We start from the raw sequence: 19,624 nt of genomic DNA, 5'->3' as shown, positions 1-19,624 counted from the left end.
CAGGCCCGGAAGGGAGCAACGGTAGTGATGGATGTGTGTGCCGGGATGTGGCTGGCAGGGGTCATCTCCATTTCAGGGCAGCAAAAACCCTCCTGTACTATCCCCCAGCTCCTTAGCCTGATTTCGCGCTGTGCTGGGTCAATAGACATTCGCCTGATAAATCGGTAAGTTGGGTTTCATTTGTGGCTGCTATCAAAAGCAAAACAGTACCTATACACGGTGGGCTCTGGACACATCAGGAAGTGATAACAGGATGACTCAAAAAGAAAGCAACATCGAGCAAAAACTGATCAAAAAGCTCGAAGAACTCAAGTACAGCTACCGCTCCGATATCCGCGATAAGGCCACTCTGGAGCTGAACTTCCGCCAGAAATTCGAGGCGCTCAACCATGTACGCCTGACCGACGCTGAGTTCGCCCGCCTGCGCGATGAGATTATCAATGCCGATGTCTTCCAGGCTGCCAGAACCCTGCGTGAATATGGCTACTTTCAACGTGAAGACGGCACCCCGCTGCACTACATGCTGGTCAACCTCAAGGACTGGTGCAAAAACGACTTTGAAGTCATCAACCAACTGCGCATCAACACCGACAACAGCCACCACCGCTTCGATGTGATCCTGCTCATCAACGGCTTGCCAGTGGTGCAAATCGAGCTGAAGACGCTGGGCATCAACCCGCGCCGAGCCATGGAGCAGATTGTCGAATACCGTAATGAACCCGGCAACGGCTACACCAACACGCTGCTGTGCTTCATGCAGTTGTTTATTGTCAGCAATCGCGATCATACCTGGTACTTCGCCAACAACCAGACTCAGCATTTTGCATTCAACGCCGACGAGCGTTTTTTACCCATTTACCAGTGGGCTGATGAAGATAACCGCAAGATCACCCACCTGGACGACTTCGCCGACGCCTTCCTGGCTAAATGTACCCTGGGTCGGATGATCAGCCGTTACATGGTGCTGGTAGCGAGTGAACAGAAACTGATGATCATGCGCCCGTACCAAATCTATGCGGTCAAGGCGATTGTTGATTGTATCCACCAGAACCGGGGTAACGGCTACATCTGGCACACTACCGGCAGTGGCAAAACGCTCACCTCTTTCAAGACCTCCACCCTGCTGAAGGACAACCCGGACATTGAAAAATGCCTGTTCGTGGTGGATCGCAAGGATCTGGATCGCCAGACGCGCGAGGAATTCAACCGCTTTCAGGAAGGTTGCGTGGAGGAAAACACCAATACCGAAACCCTGGTGCGCCGCCTGCTCTCCGAGGACTACGCCGACAAGGTGATCGTCACCACCATCCAAAAACTCGGCCTGGCGCTGGATGAAACTGGAAAAAAAGCTCAGCAGCACAAGGAAAAGGGCAGGCAAACCTACAAGGAACGACTGGCTCCGCTGCGTGACAAACGCATCGTCATCATTTTTGACGAGTGCCATCGCTCTCAGTTCGGTGATAACCATCAGGCCATCAAGGGCTTTTTTCCAAAAGCACAACTGTTCGGTTTTACCGGCACGCCCATTTTTGATGACAACGCCAGTTACAAGCAGATCGATGGCACCGTGGGCAGCTACCGCACAACCCGGGATATTTTTGAGAAGCAGCTGCACGCCTACACCATCACCCACGCCATTGATGATCGCAATGTGCTGCGCTTTCATATCGACTATTACAAGCCCGAGACAACGCAGGCAAAAGCCAGACCTGATCAGGCTCTGGCTCAGCGCGCAGTGGTGGATGCCATTCTCAGCAAGCATGAAGCCGCCACCAACCAGCGCCGTTTCAACGCCCTGCTGGCCACTGCCTCCATCAATGATGCGATTGCCTATTACCGGCTGTTTAAAGAGATCCAGTCTGGAATGCAAGCAGAAGACCCGGACTTCGTGCCGCTCAACCTTGCCTGCGTCTTTTCACCGCCAGCCAATGGCGACAAGGATGTGAAACAGCTGCAGGAAGACCTGCCGCAGGAAATGGCCGACAACCAGCAGGAACCGGAACAGAAAAAAGCTGCCCTGCAAGAGATCATTGCCGACTACAACACCCAGTACGGCACCAGCCATAGTGTCAGCGAGTTCGACCGCTACTATCAGGACGTGCAGCAGCGCATCAAGGATCAGCAATACCCCAACAGCGACCTGCCACACCAACACAAGATCGACATCACCATCGTGGTGGACATGCTGCTCACTGGCTTTGATGCCAAGTACCTCAACACCCTGTATGTGGACAAAAACCTCAAGTACCACGGTCTGATTCAGGCATTTTCACGCACCAACCGAGTACTGAACGACACCAAGCCCTATGGCAATATTCTCGACTTTCGCGGCCAGCAGCAGGCCGTGGATGAAGCCATTGCGCTATTTTCCGGTGAAGACATCAACCGCTCCCGCGAAATCTGGCTGGTGGATCCGGCGCCGACGGTGATCGAAAAATACAAAGAGGCGGTCTCTGCCATCGGGCACTTCCTCACTGAAAAAGATGTTGTGGCTGAACCCCAGGGTGTCTATAACCTCCGGGGTGATACCGCGCGCATCGAGTTCGTCAACCGCTTCAAGGAAGTGCAGCGTCTCAAGACCCAGCTCGACCAGTACACCGACCTGAATGAAGAGCAGAAAGCACAGATCAACAGTGTGCTGCCCGAAGACGATCTGCGCTCCTTGCGCGGCGCTTACCTGGAAACGGCTCAGCGCCTGAAGGAACAGCAGGGCAAAACCGGTGCACAAGCCTCACCCGATCAGGAAGCCATCGAACAACTGGATTTTGAATTTGTGCTCTTCTCCTCGGCACTGATCGACTATGACTACATCATGGGTCTGGCCGCCCGCTTCAGTCAGGAAAAGCCCGGCAAACAAACCGTAAGCCGTGAACAGTTGGTGAACATGCTCAGCGCCAGCAGCAACCTGATGGAAGAGCGCGAGGATATCATTGACTACATCAACACCCTGCAAGCGGGTGAAGGGTTGAAAGAGCAGGACATCAAACACGGCTACCTGGCCTTCAAAGCACAGAAAGCCCACAAAGAAATCACCGCCCTGGCCAACCGCCACGGACTGAACTGCGATGACCTGAAAAACTTCGTAAACGCTATTCTGGACCGCATGATCTTCGACGGCGAACAACTCAGCGACCTGTTCGAGCCACTGGAGCTGAGCTGGAAGGCGCGCAGCAAAGCCGAACTGGCACTGATGGAAGAACTGATACCTCTTCTGAAAAAACAAGCCAGCGGGCGCGAGATATCGGGGTTGGCGGCGTATGAGTAAAAAATCCCCAGCCCACTCAAACGCGCAGGAAGATTTTGCCCACATCCTGCATACGATTCAGGCGACCCGCGCCAAAGTCTTCCAGCAGGCCAATACGGCGCTGATGGCATTGTATTGGGAGGTTGGGCGGCTCCTGAGCGAAAAAGTGAAACAACAGGCGTGGGGCAAAGGTGTCGTAACAGCGCTGGCCTCCTACATTACCGCCACAGATCCCAGTATCAAAGGCTTTAGCGACAAAAACCTCTGGCGGATGAAGCAGTTTTACGAGACTTATCAGGCGGATGAAAAACTCTCGTCGCTGGTGCGAGAATTGCCCTGGACGCACAACACCATTATCTTTTCCCGCTGCAAAACCAATGAGGAGCGTGCGTACTACTTGGCACAATGCGTTCGCGAACGCTATTCATCCCGCGAGCTTGAGCGGCAGATTGATGCGGCCCAGTTTGAGCGTGCAGTGGCCAGCCAGAAAAAACTCTCGGCATTGCCGAGAGAATTCCCCAGCGGGATCGGTCAAGCTTTTAAGGACAGCTATGTCCTTGAATTTCTAGGCTTACCTGAAGACCATAGCGAAAGCGACCTACAGAAAGCCCTCGTCCGGCACATGAAGACTTTTGTCCTCGAACTAGGTCGTGACTTCTTGTTCGTTGATGAGCAATACCGCCTTCAAGTAGGAAATCAAGACTTTTACATCGACCTGCTCTTTTACCACCGTGGCCTGTCTGCCTTGGTCGCTTTCGAGCTCAAAATCGGCAAATTCAGCCCCAAACACATGGGGCAGCTTGGCTTTTATCTTGAAGCATTGGATCGTGACATAAAAAAACCGCATGAAAATCCCAGCATCGGCGTGCTGCTCTGCCGCGATAAAGACGATGAAGTGGTGGAATACGCACTATCACGAAATCTTTCGCCAACCCTGGTCGCCGAGTACCAATTACAACTACCAGACAAAAAACTCCTGCAAGCTAGATTGCATGAACTGGCAGAGCAGCTGGGAGAAAACAATGAATAAGCTCATCCTCAAGGCCAACGACTTCGCTGCCGAGATCACCATCCACAACACCCGCAGTCAGAAGATGCAAAGCGAAAAACAAATCTCACAAGAGCATGTCACCAATAACGAAGCCGTGCGCCAAACGCTGTTGAGTCGGGGAATCCGTCCGGAAAGCCTGCCACCTGCCGAAGATGTGAAAAAGGTTGAACGACGCCTGGCATCGGATGAGAAAAAAGCACTTAAAAATCCTGATGGGCTGGAAGAGTAATGGACGAGAAAAATGCACTGGTGCCCCGGTTGCGGTTTCCCGAGTTTCGGGAGGCAGGGGAGTGGCGCAAAACTCAGCTTGGAACAAAAGGTATAGCAACCTTTGTAAAAAAACGGATCTCGCTCAATGATCTCCGTATTGAAAGCTACGTCAGCACAGAGAATTTGCTTCCCGATTTCGGTGGGAAAAAATGTGCATCCAAGCTGCCTCCTTCTGGCTCTTTTACCTGCTTCAAGGCGGGGGACATTCTTATTGCCAACATCCGCCCATACTTGAAAAAAGTTTGGGTAGCTGATTGTGATGGAGCCGCATCTAACGATGTAATCGTTATACGCCCAATGGATAGTGTCCATGAATCATTTCTGTCAGTACTGCTTAAAAGTGATGTATTTATTAACTATGTAATGGAAGGTGCCAAGGGTGTAAAAATGCCAAGAGGTGATATTTCCTTAATGAAGGAATACACTCTTGCAGTGCCAGCCCCTGAAGAACAACAAAAAATCGCTGCTTGCCTTTCCTCCCTCGACGCGCTGATAGCAGCCCAAACTGACAAGATTGATGCCCTCAAGGCCCATAAAAAAGGGCTGATGCAACAACTCTTCCCCCGCGAAGGCGAAACCATCCCCCGGTTGCGCTTCCCAGAGTTTCGGGAGGTTGGGGAGTGGGCAGTAAAAATGCTTGGTGACTTGAACCCTTTTGTGACCAGTGGTTCACGGGGTTGGGCGGCGTATTATGCCGACAAAGGTGAACTATTCGTCCGCATAACGAACCTATGGCGCGGCTCCATCTACTTGGATCTGACAGACCCTAAATTCGTTCAGCTCCCACAGGGAGCGAATGAAGGTATGCGAACTCAGCTCAAAGAGCATGACGTGTTGGTTTCCATCACGGCTGATATTGGAATTGTAGGTTACGTTGATGCCAGTATTCCGCTGCCTGCCTACATCAATCAACATATTGCGCTTGTACGTTTCGATAGAACAAAAATTTCCGGAAAGTATGCCGCCTACTTTCTTGCATCTGAAAGGACTCAGAAGCTTTTCTGTGCATCAACCGATACTGGCACAAAGGCGGGGATGAGCCTAATTGGAATCAAGAGGATAGAAATAATGTTGCCAAGTTTATCCGAACAACAAAAAATCGCTGATTGCCTCTCGTCCCTCGATGCGCTGGTAGTTGCACATACGGAAAAACTCGACGCCCTCAAGACCCATAAAAAAGGCCTGATGCAGCAGCTTTTCCCCGCTGTGGAGGAAACACAGATTTGACCACCAAACTCCCCATCAATCTCGACTCCCTGCTTCACCACCGCTCCATCGAAAGTGAGCGGGTAGAGTACAAGGCGGGCTGGAATCCGGAGGCGGTGTTGCACAGTATTTGTGCCTTTGCCAACGATTTTCACAACCTTGGGGGTGGTTATCTGGTGGTGGGCGTAGCGGAGGAAAATGGCCAGCCAGTCTTGCCACCTGCTGGCTTGCAGCCAGAACAGATTGACCGGATCCAGAAGGAGTTGCTGAATCTGGGTAATGCGGCGATTCAACCATCCTATCACCCCCTGACCGCCACTTATGAAGTTCAGGGCAAGCTGATTCTTGTACTCTGGGTGCCCGGCGGCGAGACTCGACCTTATAAGGCTCGGGTGCGATTGGGCGATAAGAGTACCGACTGGGCCTTTTATCTGCGCAAGCACACCAGCACTGTACGGGCGAAAGGGGTGGATGAGCGAGAACTCCTGTCGCTGGCGGCGACGGTGCCGTTTGATGATCGCTATCGGCAGAACGCTCACCTTACTGATCTGTCACCGCATCTTATGCGGGAATTTCTTCAGGAGATTGGCAGTGAGCTGGCAGGCGAAGCGGCCAGCCTGGATAACGAAGCGCTGGGACGGCGTATGAATGTGGTAGGTGGCCCGGTGGAGCTGGCATTTCCCAAAAATGTTGGACTGCTGTTTTTCAACGATCACCCTGAGCATTTTTTTCCTGCTACCCAGATTGATGTGGTGTATTTCCCCGATGGGCCGGGCGGTGATCGCTTCGAGGAAAAGGAGTTTCGTGGCCCGTTGGGGCGTATTACCCGTGATGCGGTGGACTACATCAACCGCAGCTACCTCAAGGAAGCCGTGATCAAGCACCCGGATCGCCCCCAGGCAGAGCGTTTCTGGAACTACCCGCTGGCGGCCATTGAAGAGGCAGTGGTGAATGCGGTATATCACCGCTCCTATGAAATCCGTGAGCCCATAGAGGTGCGTATCACCCCGGAGGAACTGGTGGTGCTCAGCTTCCCCGGCCCGGATCGGTCTATTCGAATGGAGGATCTGCAGGCTGGTCGTGCTGTCAGTCGCCGTTACCGTAACCGCCGCATCGGGGAGTTTCTGAAGGAGCTGGATCTCACCGAGGGTCGTTCCACCGGTATCCCCAAAATTCTGCGGGTAATGCAAGCCAATGGTTCACCCCAGCCGCGCTTTGAAAGCGATGATGAACGAAGTTCGTTTTTGATCCGCTTGCCAGTGCATGAGGGTTTTGCTGGGGAAGTAGCCGAACAAGTCACCCCCGAAGTCACCCCCGAAGTCACCCCCGAAGTCACCCCCGAAGTGGGCAGACTGCTTGAAGTGCTTCAAGGCGAGATGGGTCGCTTAGAGTTGATGGAAGCCTTGAGTTTAAAGGACGAAAAGCATTTCAGGGAGCACTATCTGCAAACAGCTATTCGCAAGGGGCTGATCGAAATGACCATACCCGACAAACCCCGCAGCCGCCTGCAGAAGTACCGGTTGACAGAAAAAGGCCGAGGCATGACCCCCAAATGACTGATTTGAAACCCTGGAAATCAATGTCTGATCAATTGGCTTTGCTGAAAAAGCGGGGTTTGTTGGTGGACAACGAATCAGCAGCGCTGGATTATCTGGCACGAATTGGCTACTACCGGCTCAGTGGTTATTGGTATCCGCTGCGAGAGATAGACAAGCAGGCCTCTTTGCTGCACAAGCGACCTATTCGCTCAGATTGCTTTGTTCCGGGCAGTCATTTTGAGAAGGTCGTCAAGCTTTATGTGTTTGATAAAAAGCTGCGCCTGATGGCACTGGATGCACTGGAAAGAATTGAAATGGCGCTTCGCGTGGACGTGGCGCATTTGCTGGGTGAACGAGATCCACAAGCTCATCAGAATCCGGATTGCCTTCACGGTAACTTTGCCAAAAAGGTGAGAGCTAACGGAGCCAGCAAAGGAAAAACCGACCACCAGGTTTGGCTGGAAAAGTATGAAAATATGCTGCATCGAGCCAGACGGGAGCCTTTTATTGCGCACCATAAAGAGAAGTATAACGGCCAGGTACCTGTCTGGGTGGCCATTGAAGTATGGGACTTTGGTTTACTTTCACGGCTTTTTGACGGGATGAAGCACCCGGACAAGAACCTGATAGCCAAAAAGTATGGTCTTGCTGAAGGAAAAACACTCGCCCAATGGCTGCGCAGCCTGAACTTTATCCGCAATGTGTCTGCGCATCACAGCCGCTTGTGGAATATCAACGTACTGGAGCTGTCCCCTTGCCCGCAGGGATGGCCAACCATGAAAAATACCCGGCCTTTCATGTATTTTGTCATCATGGCGCACTTGTTGGCAGTCATTTGCCCTAATTCCACCTGGGCTCAGCGTTTGGTTGATTTATTGAGAGTGGGCGTGACTTCCAGCAGCCAGCTTTTAACACTGGAGGATTTTGGTGCGATCAAAGGATGGGAGCAATGGCTATTGCAGAATCAGAAATGAGAACTGACGCGTACATAAATGCAGAGGCGCCAGTCATATTGGTGTTTATTGTGGTTCATTGTGGTCGCTTGGTCAATCACCTAAGAGAACAAAATACATGACAAAAGAACAACTGAGCCAGCTGGGTAAAACCCTCTGAGCCATCGCTGACGACCTGCGCGGGGCGATGAACGCTGATGATTTCCGCGACTATATGTTGTCGTTTCTGTTTCTGCGCTATCTTTCCGATAACTACGAGTTGGCAGCAAAAAAGGAACTGGGATCGGACTATCCCAATCTGGCTGATAACGACCGTCGTGCACCTCTGGTGGCCTGGTATGCAAACAATGCCGGGGATGTGGCTGAGTTCGAGAAGCAAATGCGTCGCAAGGTGCATTACTGCATTCACCCGGACTATCTGTGGAGCAGCATCTACGAATGTGCCCGCACTCAGGATGCCGAGCTGTTGCAAACCCTGGAGCGGGGATTCAGTTATATCGAGAATCAATCCTTTGCAAGCACCTTTCAGGGGCTGTTTTCCGAGATCAATCTGAACTCGGAAAAGCTGGGACGAACCCCCAAAGCACGTAATGACAAACTCTGCACCATCATTACCAAGATCGCCGAGGGGATTGCGCAGTTCTCCACCGACAGCGACATTCTGGGTGATGCCTACGAATACCTGATCGGTCAGTTTGCGGCTGGTTCCGGCAAGAAAGCCGGGGAGTTTTATACCCCGCAAAGTGTCTCCACCATCCTTTCGCGTATTGTCACGCTGGATAGCCAGGAACCCGCCTCAGGAACAAAGAAAAAGCTCAGCTCTGTGCTGGACTTCGCCTGTGGCTCCGGCTCGCTGCTGCTGAACGTGCGTAACCAGATGGGGCCGCACGGCATCGGCAAGATTTATGGGCAGGAAAAGAACATCACCACCTACAACCTGGCGCGCATGAACATGCTGCTGCATGGGATGAAGGACAGTGAATTCGAGATACACCACGGTGACTCCCTGACCAATGACTGGGAGCTGCTCAACGAGATGAATCCGGCCAGAAAACTCTAGTGCGATGCGGTGGTGGCTAATCCACCCTTCAGTTACCGCTGGCAGCCCAATGAAGCCCTGGGTGAAGATTTTCGTTTCAAAAACTATGGTCTTGCACCCAAGTCCGCTGCGGATTTTGCCTTTCTGCTGCACGGTTTCCACTTCCTCGGCGACGAGGGAACCATGGCCATCATTCTGCCCCATGGTGTGCTCTTCCGAGGCGGTGTAGAAAGCCGTATCCGCACTAAACTGCTCAAGGACGGCCATATCGACACGGTTATTGGCTTGCCGAGCAACCTGTTTTTCTCCACCGGCATCCCGGTGTGTATTCTGGTGCTGAAAAAGTGCAAAAAGCCTGATGATGTACTTTTCATCAATGCCGCCGAGTATTTTGATAAGGGCAAACGACAGAATCAGCTTTTGCCGGAACATATCGACAAAATTGTCGAGACCTACCAGTACCGACGGGAAGAAGAACGCTATGCCCGCCGGGTAGAGATGGTGGAAATCGAGAAGAACGATTACAACCTTAATATTTCCCGCTACGTCAGTACTGCCGAGGCGGAGCCGGAGATTGATCTTGCCACTGTACATGCGCAACTGTCAGACATCGAAAAGCGCATTCGCGAAGCATCTGACAGACACAATCAATACCTGAAGGAGCTGAATCTACCGCCAGTGTGACAGCATAGATGAAAAGCAACCGGTCACCATTCGCGGACAATTAGGGTGGTAAGGTGGGATAGGCTACTATGACAACTGTTCTTCGAGAATACACACGAGGTCTTTATGTCTGTTAGCGCTGATGAGTCCAATATCCTGACCGAGCTGCGAAACAAAGCAGAGCAACAGTTGCAGACAGGCACCACACGCGCTGGGCAGCAGTGGTCGCTGGGGGTTGATGCCCTGCAGATGTTATACCGTATGTCCAGTGATCCCGGCAGAGCGGAAGATGCGTTAAAACTGCTCCATGAATTGCAGGTTCACCAGGTTGAGCTTGACCTGCAGAATGAAGAAATGGCGACCAATGAGCGTGATTTGGCCGAGGATTTATCCCTTTATCGTGAACTGTATGATTCCGCCCCGATCAGTTATTTTGTTGTTGATCTCACGGGTAAGGTTATACAGGGAAATGTTGCTGCTGCCGAGCTGCTTGGTCTTGGGTTTAATGAGTTGCCCGGGCAGGATTTTGGCACTTTTCTGATCCCTCAAAACCGACCCCTGCTGCTCGATTTGTTAAAACGGGTGGCACAGAGTGGCAACAAAGACTTTTGCATCGTAGAGCAGGCTAAAGACAAAAAAGGGTCTCGTGGCCTGCGGCTTATGGCATCAACCTGTTCAAGACATGAACACCTGTTGTTAGCCTGCTGTGAGTGCTGAATCCACGCGTATTGTAGGGCTTGGCGCATCTGCTGGTGGTCTGGCTCCGCTGGAAGCCTTTCTTGCCGGAATCCCGCCTGAAAGTAATATGGCCTATGTGGTGGTGCAGCATCTTGATCCCAACCATAAAGCGTTGCTGACAGAACTGCTGCAGCGTGTCACCCATATGCCCGTGCGTGAAGCAACTCAGGGCATGTCCATCAAGCCCAACTGTGTGTATGTGATTCCACCGAATACCGAGCTGAGTGTGGTTGATGGTTCACTGCACCTGGCCAGGCCGGTGGAACCCAGAGGCTTGCGTTTACCCATTAATGTGCTGTTTTCATCCCTGGCCAGTGCTCTGGGGGAGCGTGCCATCGGGGTTGTTTTGTCTGGCATGGGTTCTGATGGCACCCAGGGTCTGCAGGCAATCAAGAGTGTTGGTGGTTTAACAGCTGTGCAGCAGCCCGATACGGCACAGTACGATGCCATGCCACAAAGTGCCATTGCCGCAGACTGTGCTGATATCCTTGCCCCTCCCGGTGATTTGCCCGCCCGCATTCTGTCCTGCCTTGCCCAGGAGCCGGATCAAAACACCCCGGACGTGCATTCGGTTGAGCCTGATGCAAGATCAACACCCTTGCAGCGGATTTTGCGCTTGTTGCAAGAGCGAACGCGCCATGATTTTTCACTCTACAAACCCAGTACGCTGCACCGTCGCATGGAGCGGCGCATGGGGATTCACGAAATTGCTACTTTATCCCTCTACGCGGATTTTCTGGAGCACAACCCTCAGGAGATCGACCTGCTGTTTAAAGAGGTGCTGATTGGGGTAACCCGTTTTTTCCGTGATACTGCGGTCTGGCAGCATCTGGCGGAAACCACTCTGGCAGAACTGCTGGCGCGAGATTCTGGAGAGTCTCATCTGCGTGCCTGGGTGGTGGGTTGTTCAACCGGTGAAGAGGCTTATTCTCTTGCCATGATTTTTACTGAGGTGCTGGAAAAACTACCACAGCCGCATGGTTTTACCCTGCAGATTTTTGCCTCTGACCTGAGCCCGGATGCTATCGCCACTGCCCGGCGTGCCTATTACCCTGCAGAAATCAGCAGCAGCGTTTCGGCGGAGCGCCTGGCGCGTTTTTTCAGCCCCCGTAACAAGGGCTACCAGATTAACAGCGATATTCGCGATTTAGTGTTATTCGCCCAGCAGGATGTGGTGCTTGATCCGCCTTTTACTCGTCTTGATCTGATTTCCTGTCGCAATCTGCTGATCTATTTTGATCCCAGTCTGCAGCGCAAACTCATTCCGCTGTTTCATTACAGCCTGCGTGATGGGGGAGTGCTGCTACTGGGGAGTTCAGAGACAATTGGGCGTTATACTCAGTTGTTTACCCCTATTGAATCAAAGCTGCGACTTTATCGACGCCAGAACAAGGTTCAGAGTGATGCTGCCCGGTTACCAGTCAAATCTTTTCCACCCTTGTCCTGGATATCCAAGGAGCTTCCTGTGACACCCAGCCATTCCCCTTCTCCAACAACAGATAACCTACAAACGGCAGCCGACCAGGTATTGTTGCAGGTGTATGCACCTGCCGCCGTGGTGGTTAATGACGAGGGCGATATTGTTTATATCAGCGGGCGCACAGGAAAATACCTGGAACCTGCTGCTGGCAAAGCCAACTGGAATTTTCATGCCATGGTGCGGGAAGGTCTGCGAACGCCCATCGGCAGCGCCCTGCGCAAGGTCGCGGATCAAGGTGAACCGCTGCAACTGCAAACCCTGCAGGTGCAATTGCCCGGTGGGGGCACACAGAGTATTGATGTCACGGTACAAGCACTGCGAGAGCCAGCCGCGCTGCGTGGCATGAAGATGATTGTATTCCGCGACATTGCACCGCCTCAGGCCGACTCGAAAAACAAGAACCAATCAAAAACAACCACGCAGCAGATTCACACCGTCGAGCTGCAACAGTGTCAGGATGAAATCCAGGCTTTGCGAGAGGAAAATCGTGCCTCCAGAGAGGAGCTGCAATCAGCCAACGAGGAGTTGCAATCAACCAATGAGGAATTGCAGTCAACCAACGAAGAGCTGACCACCTCCAAGGAAGAAATGCAGTCGATGAACGAGGAGCTGCAAACCATCAATTCGGAAATGCAGACCAAGCTGGATGATCTTGCCCTTGCTCAAAGTGATATGAGAAATCTGCTTAACAGCATCGAAATTGCCATTCTGTTTCTCGACCAGAACTTGAATCTGCGGCGCTTCACCGACCGGGCTTCAAAGATTATCAGTATCAGAGAGGGTGATATCGGCCGGCCTTTGAGCGACCTCACCACCACCCTGCAGTATCCTGAACTGAACGATGATGCTCGCAATACCCTGAATACTTTGGCATTTTCTGAGAAGCAGATCGCCACCACTGACAATCGCTGGTTTACCGTGCGAATCATGCCTTATTGCCGGTTTGATAACGTTATTGATGGGGTGGTAATTACCTTGCTGGATATTACCGAAACCAAGAAGCTGGAGCGGTCTTTACGAGAGGATTTGCAGCAAGAGTGAAGTGCCGTTTGCTTAGTCAGTCACCAGCGGCCAACTAAGTTTTGGCTCGGGTGTAGGCTCTGGCCAGCAGGTGACCCAGGGTGGCAAGGTTTTCCGCTGAAGAGGCGGTCAGGTGGCGACGTGCAACCCGCGCAAGGGGTGATTCTGCATTGCCGGTAATGGCCGTGAGGGTGTTTTTGTTTTCATGTGCCAGTCTTAACAGGTGACGATGCGCTTCACTGTCGCCATGCAGGGAGAGCACCAGCAGGGTGTCTTCCGGAAAAATCAGCTCAACATCGGGTTTGAAGGTTTCATCGCTGTACACAAATACACAGGGTGTTTCGGCCTGTGCCAGTGCTGTAAAAGCTTTGCGACCTGCTTCCTGGTTTTGTGCCAGTGCACAGACAACAATTCTGCCCTGGCACTGCAACAGTGTTTCCAGAAAGTCTTCCATTCCCTGGTGTAGCTGTGTGGTTATCTGGGTGAGTGCCTCTTGTTCGGCAGCCAGCTCTTGTTTGATCAGGTCGAGATGCATGGTAGGGTTACAGACTGTAAGTTATTTTTTCATTTTTCATCCTAATGAAGATGTAACTATATGGCAAGAATATATTTCCCGGGTGCGGCAGAATCACATTGCAGGCATAAAAAAGCCCTTGGTCACTGATAAACCAAGGGCAAAGGGAACAATGCGTACTGCGGGTACTAACTTTGCTGCCTGGTGCTCTTAAAAGTTGTAACCCAGACCTACAGTATGAGCAAAAGCGCCATCACTGAAGGTGTTGTTGGCATCGTTCGAGCTGTTAAAGAACCACTGGTATTCCACGCGGGCAAGGAAATAGGTGCTGGGCAGTACATAGTATTTCAGACCGGTTTCCAGACCTGCAAAGGTGCTGTTTCTGACACCATCGCCATAGATAAGGCCGAGGCTGGCACCAACGAAGGGGCGTGCTCTGTCGGTGCCAAACTGGTAATCCAGATAACCACGGGTGGAGCCGTTCCAGAAATCATCTTTAAAACGTTCACCTTCGATACTGGCATAATTCAGCCCCTGACGAACACCAACAACCATGTTGTCTTGCAGATACCAGCCATAATCAGCTGCCAGGCCAAAGCTGCCACTGTCAAAGTTCTTATCGCTGCTACCGGCTCCAGAAATGGAGAATTCACGATCGCCAGCGGAGGGTCCAAAATTGTTTGGGTTGGTTTGTGCAACTGCTGCGGTCGCTATGGGGAGCGAAACCACCAGGCAGGATACAAGCTTCAATAATTTATTCATGTCAACTCCGGTATGGCTTTTGTAGTTACAGAAATAACAGAGTGGACGTTTGTGCAAAGTGCGTCTGTTCGCTGGTGCACACAAGGTAAAAAATAAGTGTGGGTGTTAACAGCCATTTAACCTGTCTGCCAGTTCCAGTATTTCTTTGCCCATCACCACTCGCTCTTGCCAGTGAGTGGGTATTGCTTCCAGTCCGTACCAGGCTCCGGCGATTTGTCCACAGACGGCAGCAGTGGTATCTGCATCATCTCCAAGATTGGCTGCGGCCAGTACGGCTTCGCTGAAACTGCTGGTGTGATAAAAACACCACAGGGCGGCTTCCAGGCAGTCGATTACATAACCGCTGCCTTTGATTTCATCTCTGCTTTTATTCTGATAAGCCCCTTGCTGGATTGCCCGAACCTTGGTGGTTGCTGCTTTGTAGTCTGTGCTGTTCAGCAGTGTTTCACGGTTGTTTGTTGTGCCTGCATAAGCCTGGTGCAGCAGTGCAGCGAAGCAACAACAGGCATCAATGCATTCTTTTGCGCCGTGGGTGGTGCGCGAGCTTTCACCGGCGTAGTGCAATGCTTGTTCGGCATCCGGGCTGAAGTACATCACCACCGGAGCCAGACGCATCAGTGAGCCATTACCTGCGGTGAAAGGGTCGGTAGAACCAGCCATCGGGTCACCAGTGCGGATATATCGGCTGATGGCTTCGGATACGGTGACACCTATGTCAAAACAGCGACCATTACTGCTCATGTAACCGCTGGATCGCCAGTTGCAGTAACGGCGCATCTGGTCTTCGGCATCAAAACCCTGGCAATCCAGCAATGAGTGAGCCAGACACAAGGCCATGGAGGTGTCATCAGTCCACTGGCCGGGCTTTAGAAAAAAAGGGCCGCCGCCGATCATGTCACTGATAGGTTGAAAACTGCCGCGCTCACGAAATTCCAGTGTGGTGCCGATGGCATCCCCCACAGCAAGACCAAGCAATGAGCCGCGATAACGCTGTTCCCGTGTCAGGTGTTGTTTTTGATCAAGCATTGGGTTCTTTCTCCTGCCGGTTGTCGGGAAACACTTTATGCTGTCAGGGATGATAACCGACAGGGCGACCCCTATCTTGATTCACCGCAATACCCATTTATCACCACAACCCGCCACCTTGCCGATTCAGGCTCGCAGCCCGATCAATCGCTGCAATCTGCCATCGGTGATTCTTGGTAGCCTGACTTTTCAGTTAAAACCGGCACCTCTGTACATTGACGGGGTGCTGGAATTACACCGCCAGTTGTTTGTTGCCCTGGATAATCTTGTTGAGCCGGAGGTGCGTGCACTGCATTTTCGTCAGTATATGTGTTCGGCTTTTCTGCTGGATCATGCTGACCTTGCCGGTGCTGATCCCAGGTATCAGCGGCTGAAACGCCACAAGGCGGATTACCTGCGTTTGCTGCGCGGCTGGATGTTTAATGCCGACGGAGTGGAGGCTGCGGTGTTAAAACGCTGGGTGGAATCACGTTTTGGGTTGTTGCCGCGTAATCACGGTGGTGCACTCAGGGATTATGAGGGTGAACGTTATGCAGCTTATATGGCGGATGTATCCCGTGGTTTGTACAACGCCAATGCACTGGAGGCACAGCTGGATTTGCTCTACACCTTTTGCCAGTACGAACTGCAGCGGCGTTTTCCAGAGCAGGAACACTGGCTGCTGTATCGTGGTGTGAATCGTATCGAGGCTCATGAAGTGCTGGATCAGGGTGAAAATGACCTTTGTCGGTTGCTGTTGAATAACCTGAACTCTTTCAGCAGCGACCGTGAGATGTCCGGTGCTTTTGGAGACATCATTCTGGAAACCCAGGTGCCGGGTGCAAAGCTTTTGTATTTCCCCGGTCTGTTGCCGAACATTCTGCAGGGTGAGCAGGAGTTTCTGGTGATTGGTGGGGTGTACCAGGCACTGCTGAGTCGTTAGTGGTAAGGGCTTAAATCACTCAACCTATTGACCCAATGCAAGAGATTTATTGTCTTCAATGGCAAAAGACGGCTACAACTACTAGGGTAGAGTTAATTAAAAACAGCAGAACTAATAATGTCTGACTATTGAGGTCGGGCAAACAAGGAGGAAGTTTCCATGAGCACCCAAAACTCATCTGCAGGCCAGTGCCCAGTGATGCACGGTGGTAATACCACCCAAGGCAGCCCCAAAATGTGGTGGCCGGATACATTGAATCTGAACATTCTGCATCAGCATGACACCAAGACCAACCCACTGGGTTCGAGCTTCAATTACCGCGAAGCATTAAAGACGCTGGATGTGGCGGCACTCAAAAAAGACTTAACGGAGCTGATGACCAACAGTCAGGACTGGTGGCCTGCTGACTGGGGTCATTATGGTGGCCTGATGATTCGTATGGCCTGGCACGCTGCTGGTACTTATCGAGTAGCTGATGGCCGTGGTGGTGCCGGAACCGGTAACCAGCGTTTTGCACCATTAAACTCCTGGCCGGATAACGCCAACCTGGATAAAGCACGTCGTCTGTTGTGGCCGATCAAGAAGAAGTACGGTAACAGCATCAGTTGGGCAGATCTGATTGTATTGGCCGGTAATGTGGCTTATGAGTCCATGGGTTTTAAAACCTTTGGTTTTTCTTTCGGGCGTGAGGACATCTGGCACCCAGAACAGGATATCTACTGGGGCAGTGAAGATCAGTGGCTGGCACCCAGTGATAATGACAAGAGCCGTTATTCCGGCGAACGGGATCTGGAAAACCCGTTGGCTGCGGTGATGATGGGTCTGATTTATGTCAACCCGGAAGGGGTGGATGGTCAGCCTGACCCGCTGAAAACGGCCAAAGACGTGCGCGAAACCTTTGCCCGTATGGCAATGAATGATGAAGAAACCGTGGCACTGACTGCCGGTGGTCATACCGTTGGTAAAGCACATGGTAATGGCCGAGCCGAAAATCTGGGCGCAGAACCGGAAGCAGCAGGTGTGGAAGAACAAGGTCTGGGCTGGAACAACCACAAAACCCGTGGTGTTGGTCGGGATACCGTGACCAGCGGTCTGGAAGGAGCCTGGACCACCAACCCAACCCAGTGGGACAACGGTTATTTTGAGCTGTTGTTGAACTACGACTGGGAGCTGAAAAAATCCCCGGCCGGTGCCTGGCAGTGGGAACCGATTAATATCAGGGAAGAAGATAAACCGGTGGATGTGGAAGATGCATCCATTCGCCATAACCCCATCATGACTGATGCCGACATGGCCATGAAAATGGATCCGGAATATCGCAAGATTTCCGAGAAGTTCTATCAGAATCCAGCCTATTTTGATGAAGTGTTTGCTCGTGCCTGGTTCAAGCTGACCCACCGCGATATGGGGCCAAAATCCCGTTACATCGGTCCGGAAGTGCCGCAGGAAGATCTGATCTGGCAAGATCCGGTGCCAGCAGGCAATACGGGTTATGACGTATCTGCCGTAAAAGCAAAAATTGCCGCTTGTGGCCTGAGTGTCAGTGAGTTGGTCTGCACCGCTTGGGACAGCGCTCGTACCTTCCGGGGTTCAGATCTGCGCGGTGGTGCCAATGGTGCGCGTATTCGTCTGGCGCCACAGAAGGACTGGGAAGGCAACGAGCCTGTGCGTCTGCAAAAGGTATTAAAAGTGTTGGAAGGCATTGCTGCTGATACGGGTGCCAGTGTGGCGGATGTGATTGTACTGGCGGGTAATGTGGGTATCGAGCAGGCAGCACAGGCTGCAGGTATTAAGGTGGAGGTGCCATTTGCACCGGGTCGTGGTGACGCCACTCAGGAAGCCACTGATGCGGAGTCCTTCAGTTATCTGGAACCGGTGCATGATGGTTTCCGTAACTGGCTGAAAAAGGACTATAACGTCACGCCGGAAAAACTGCTGCTGGATCGCGCTCAGTTGATGGGATTAACCGCACCGGAAATGACCGTGCTGCTGGGTGGTCTGCGGGTGCTCGGCACCAACCAGGGTGGCAGCAGCAAGGGTGTGTTCACCGATCGTGTTGGTCAGTTAACCAATGACTTTTTTGTCAACCTGACTGATATGAACTACAACTGGAAACCTACAGGCCGCAACAGCTACGATATTGTTGAACGCAGCAGTGGTGCGGTGAAGTGGACAGCCAGTCGTGTGGATCTGGTGTTTGGTTCCAACTCCATCCTGCGGGCTTATGCTGAGCTGTATGCTCAGGATGATGCCAAAGAAAAGTTTGTGCAGGACTTCGTAGCTGCCTGGACCAAGGTGATGAACTCTGATCGTTTTGATCTGGCCTGATCCAAGGCTGTTGCAGTAACCAACAAAACCCCGGTACCTGAAAAGGTGCCGGGGTTTTTGTTTTGATGGGCTGGGTTTCAGCTGCTTTTAACGCTGGTCAGCAACAAGGCTGCGGCGACAAAAGTGCCACCGAAGGTTTTATTCATCACTGCCTGATGGTGAGGTTGTTGCAGCAGGCGCAGTACCCGCGCAGCCAGCCCGGTATATCCAGCCATCACCACCAGATCCACACACACCATGGTCAGGGTCATGATGAGGTATTGCGGCAACAAAGGCTGCTGGGGATTGATGAACTGCGGCAATACCGCCAGGATAAAAATGATGGCCTTGGGATTGCTGGCATTGACCAGAAAGCCGCGTAACACCAGTGCCAAGGCAGTAGTTTTGGTTTTAGCTTCCTGATCCGGCTGTATGACTGTGATCGGAGCGTTCCACTGTTTCCAGCCCAGATACAACAAATAAGCCACACCACACCATTTGATGAAACCAAAAGCCACTTCTGAGGTGGTCAGAATGGCACCCAGACCGGCAGCCACCACAGCTACCTGCAGCAGCAGTGCCAGTTGCAGGCCAATGGCATTCCAGTAACCGGTACGAAAGCCGTGATTCAGACCGGAAGACATGGAAGCAATAGCCCCGGCTCCGGGAGACAGGCTGATGAACCAGCAGGCAAGAAACAAAGCGATCCAGGTATCCAGTGACATGATCGGGAGCCCTCCGACAAAAAAAGCTATATTAGCAGAATCGGAAAGCACTCAAGGTAAAAACACCCGACAGAAACAGGTCGGAGTGGTATCCTTGCGGTTTTATTTTCTATCAGCAGCGGCGGAAACAAGCTCATGAGTTATCAGGTTCTGGCGCGTAAATGGC

At 52.2% G+C, this 19,624-nt stretch carries 14 protein-coding genes and 1 pseudogene; 11 read left to right on the top strand and 4 right to left on the bottom strand.

The window, feature by feature from the left end; all coding sequences use genetic code 11:
• The first annotated feature begins 253 nt into the window (after positions 1-253).
• From IBX50_RS09250 to IBX50_RS09210, 9 genes and pseudogenes are all read left to right on the top strand, one after another.
• The gene (locus tag IBX50_RS09250) at positions 254-3,265 is read left to right on the top strand and encodes a type I restriction endonuclease subunit R (RefSeq protein WP_292255247.1); all 3,012 of its coding nucleotides are present in this window, start codon (positions 254-256) and stop codon (positions 3,263-3,265) included.
• Entirely contained in the window at positions 3,258-4,274 is a 1,017-nt protein-coding gene (locus IBX50_RS09245) for a PDDEXK nuclease domain-containing protein (RefSeq protein ID WP_292255245.1), read from the top strand. The genes IBX50_RS09250 and IBX50_RS09245 overlap by 8 nt, the downstream gene beginning before the upstream one ends.
• Positions 4,267-4,524, top strand: coding sequence for a hypothetical protein (locus IBX50_RS09240; RefSeq protein ID WP_292255243.1), 258 nt, complete (start codon positions 4,267-4,269; stop codon positions 4,522-4,524). Before IBX50_RS09245 ends, IBX50_RS09240 begins: the two co-directional genes overlap by 8 nt.
• Complete coding sequence (locus tag IBX50_RS09235) at positions 4,524-5,792, top strand: restriction endonuclease subunit S (protein ID WP_292255241.1); 1,269 nt, start codon at positions 4,524-4,526, stop codon at positions 5,790-5,792. The genes IBX50_RS09240 and IBX50_RS09235 overlap by 1 nt, the downstream gene beginning before the upstream one ends.
• Positions 5,789-7,327, top strand: a complete 1,539-nt coding sequence (locus IBX50_RS09230; RefSeq protein ID WP_292255239.1) for a Fic family protein — start codon at positions 5,789-5,791, stop codon at positions 7,325-7,327. Before IBX50_RS09235 ends, IBX50_RS09230 begins: the two co-directional genes overlap by 4 nt.
• Positions 7,328-7,350: 23 nt before the next feature.
• Positions 7,351-8,283 (top strand): Abi family protein, encoded by a 933-nt coding sequence (locus IBX50_RS09225; RefSeq protein ID WP_292255238.1) that lies wholly within the window; start codon positions 7,351-7,353, stop codon positions 8,281-8,283.
• 142 nt (positions 8,284-8,425) lie between these two features.
• A pseudogene (locus IBX50_RS09220) lies at positions 8,426-9,985 on the top strand (type I restriction-modification system subunit M).
• Between the two features lie 105 nt (positions 9,986-10,090).
• On the top strand, positions 10,091-10,681 hold the full coding sequence (locus IBX50_RS09215) for a PAS domain-containing protein (RefSeq protein ID WP_292255237.1): 591 nt from the start codon (positions 10,091-10,093) through the stop codon (positions 10,679-10,681).
• Positions 10,671-13,223 carry a chemotaxis protein CheB gene (locus tag IBX50_RS09210; protein WP_292255236.1) on the top strand — a complete coding sequence of 851 codons (2,553 nt, stop codon included), beginning with the start codon at positions 10,671-10,673 and terminating at the stop codon, positions 13,221-13,223. The genes IBX50_RS09215 and IBX50_RS09210 overlap by 11 nt, the downstream gene beginning before the upstream one ends.
• 34 nt (positions 13,224-13,257) lie before the next feature.
• Here the strand turns inward: IBX50_RS09210 and IBX50_RS09205 are convergent, their stop codons facing one another.
• The 3 genes from IBX50_RS09205 to IBX50_RS09195 all read right to left on the bottom strand — a co-directional run bounded on the left by IBX50_RS09205 (position 13,258) and on the right by IBX50_RS09195 (position 15,504).
• Entirely contained in the window at positions 13,258-13,737 is a 480-nt protein-coding gene (locus IBX50_RS09205; RefSeq protein WP_292255235.1) for an SIS domain-containing protein, read from the bottom strand.
• A 189-nt stretch (positions 13,738-13,926) separates the two neighbouring features.
• On the bottom strand, positions 13,927-14,478 hold the full coding sequence (locus IBX50_RS09200) for a hypothetical protein (RefSeq protein WP_292255234.1): 552 nt from the start codon (positions 14,476-14,478) through the stop codon (positions 13,927-13,929).
• Between the two features lie 105 nt (positions 14,479-14,583).
• A complete protein-coding gene (locus IBX50_RS09195; protein ID WP_292255232.1) occupies positions 14,584-15,504 on the bottom strand; it encodes an ADP-ribosylglycohydrolase family protein in 921 nt (306 codons plus the stop codon).
• 76 nt (positions 15,505-15,580) lie between these two features.
• On the opposite strand from IBX50_RS09195, the gene IBX50_RS09190 reads away from it, so the two are divergent.
• On the top strand, positions 15,581-16,426 hold the full coding sequence (locus tag IBX50_RS09190) for an NAD(+)--dinitrogen-reductase ADP-D-ribosyltransferase (RefSeq protein WP_292255230.1): 846 nt from the start codon (positions 15,581-15,583) through the stop codon (positions 16,424-16,426).
• Between the two features lie 159 nt (positions 16,427-16,585).
• Complete coding sequence (katG, locus tag IBX50_RS09185) at positions 16,586-18,754, top strand: catalase/peroxidase HPI (protein WP_292255229.1); 2,169 nt, start codon at positions 16,586-16,588, stop codon at positions 18,752-18,754.
• Positions 18,755-18,831: 77 nt separating this feature from the next.
• On the opposite strand, the gene IBX50_RS09180 is transcribed toward katG, so the two are convergent.
• Positions 18,832-19,458, bottom strand: a complete 627-nt coding sequence (locus tag IBX50_RS09180) for a LysE family transporter (protein ID WP_292255227.1) — start codon at positions 19,456-19,458, stop codon at positions 18,832-18,834.
• Positions 19,459-19,624: the final 166 nt, after the last annotated feature.

It is taken from the genome of Marinospirillum sp. (assembly GCF_014859565.1).
This window is presented reverse-complemented; position numbering and strand designations above follow the sequence as displayed.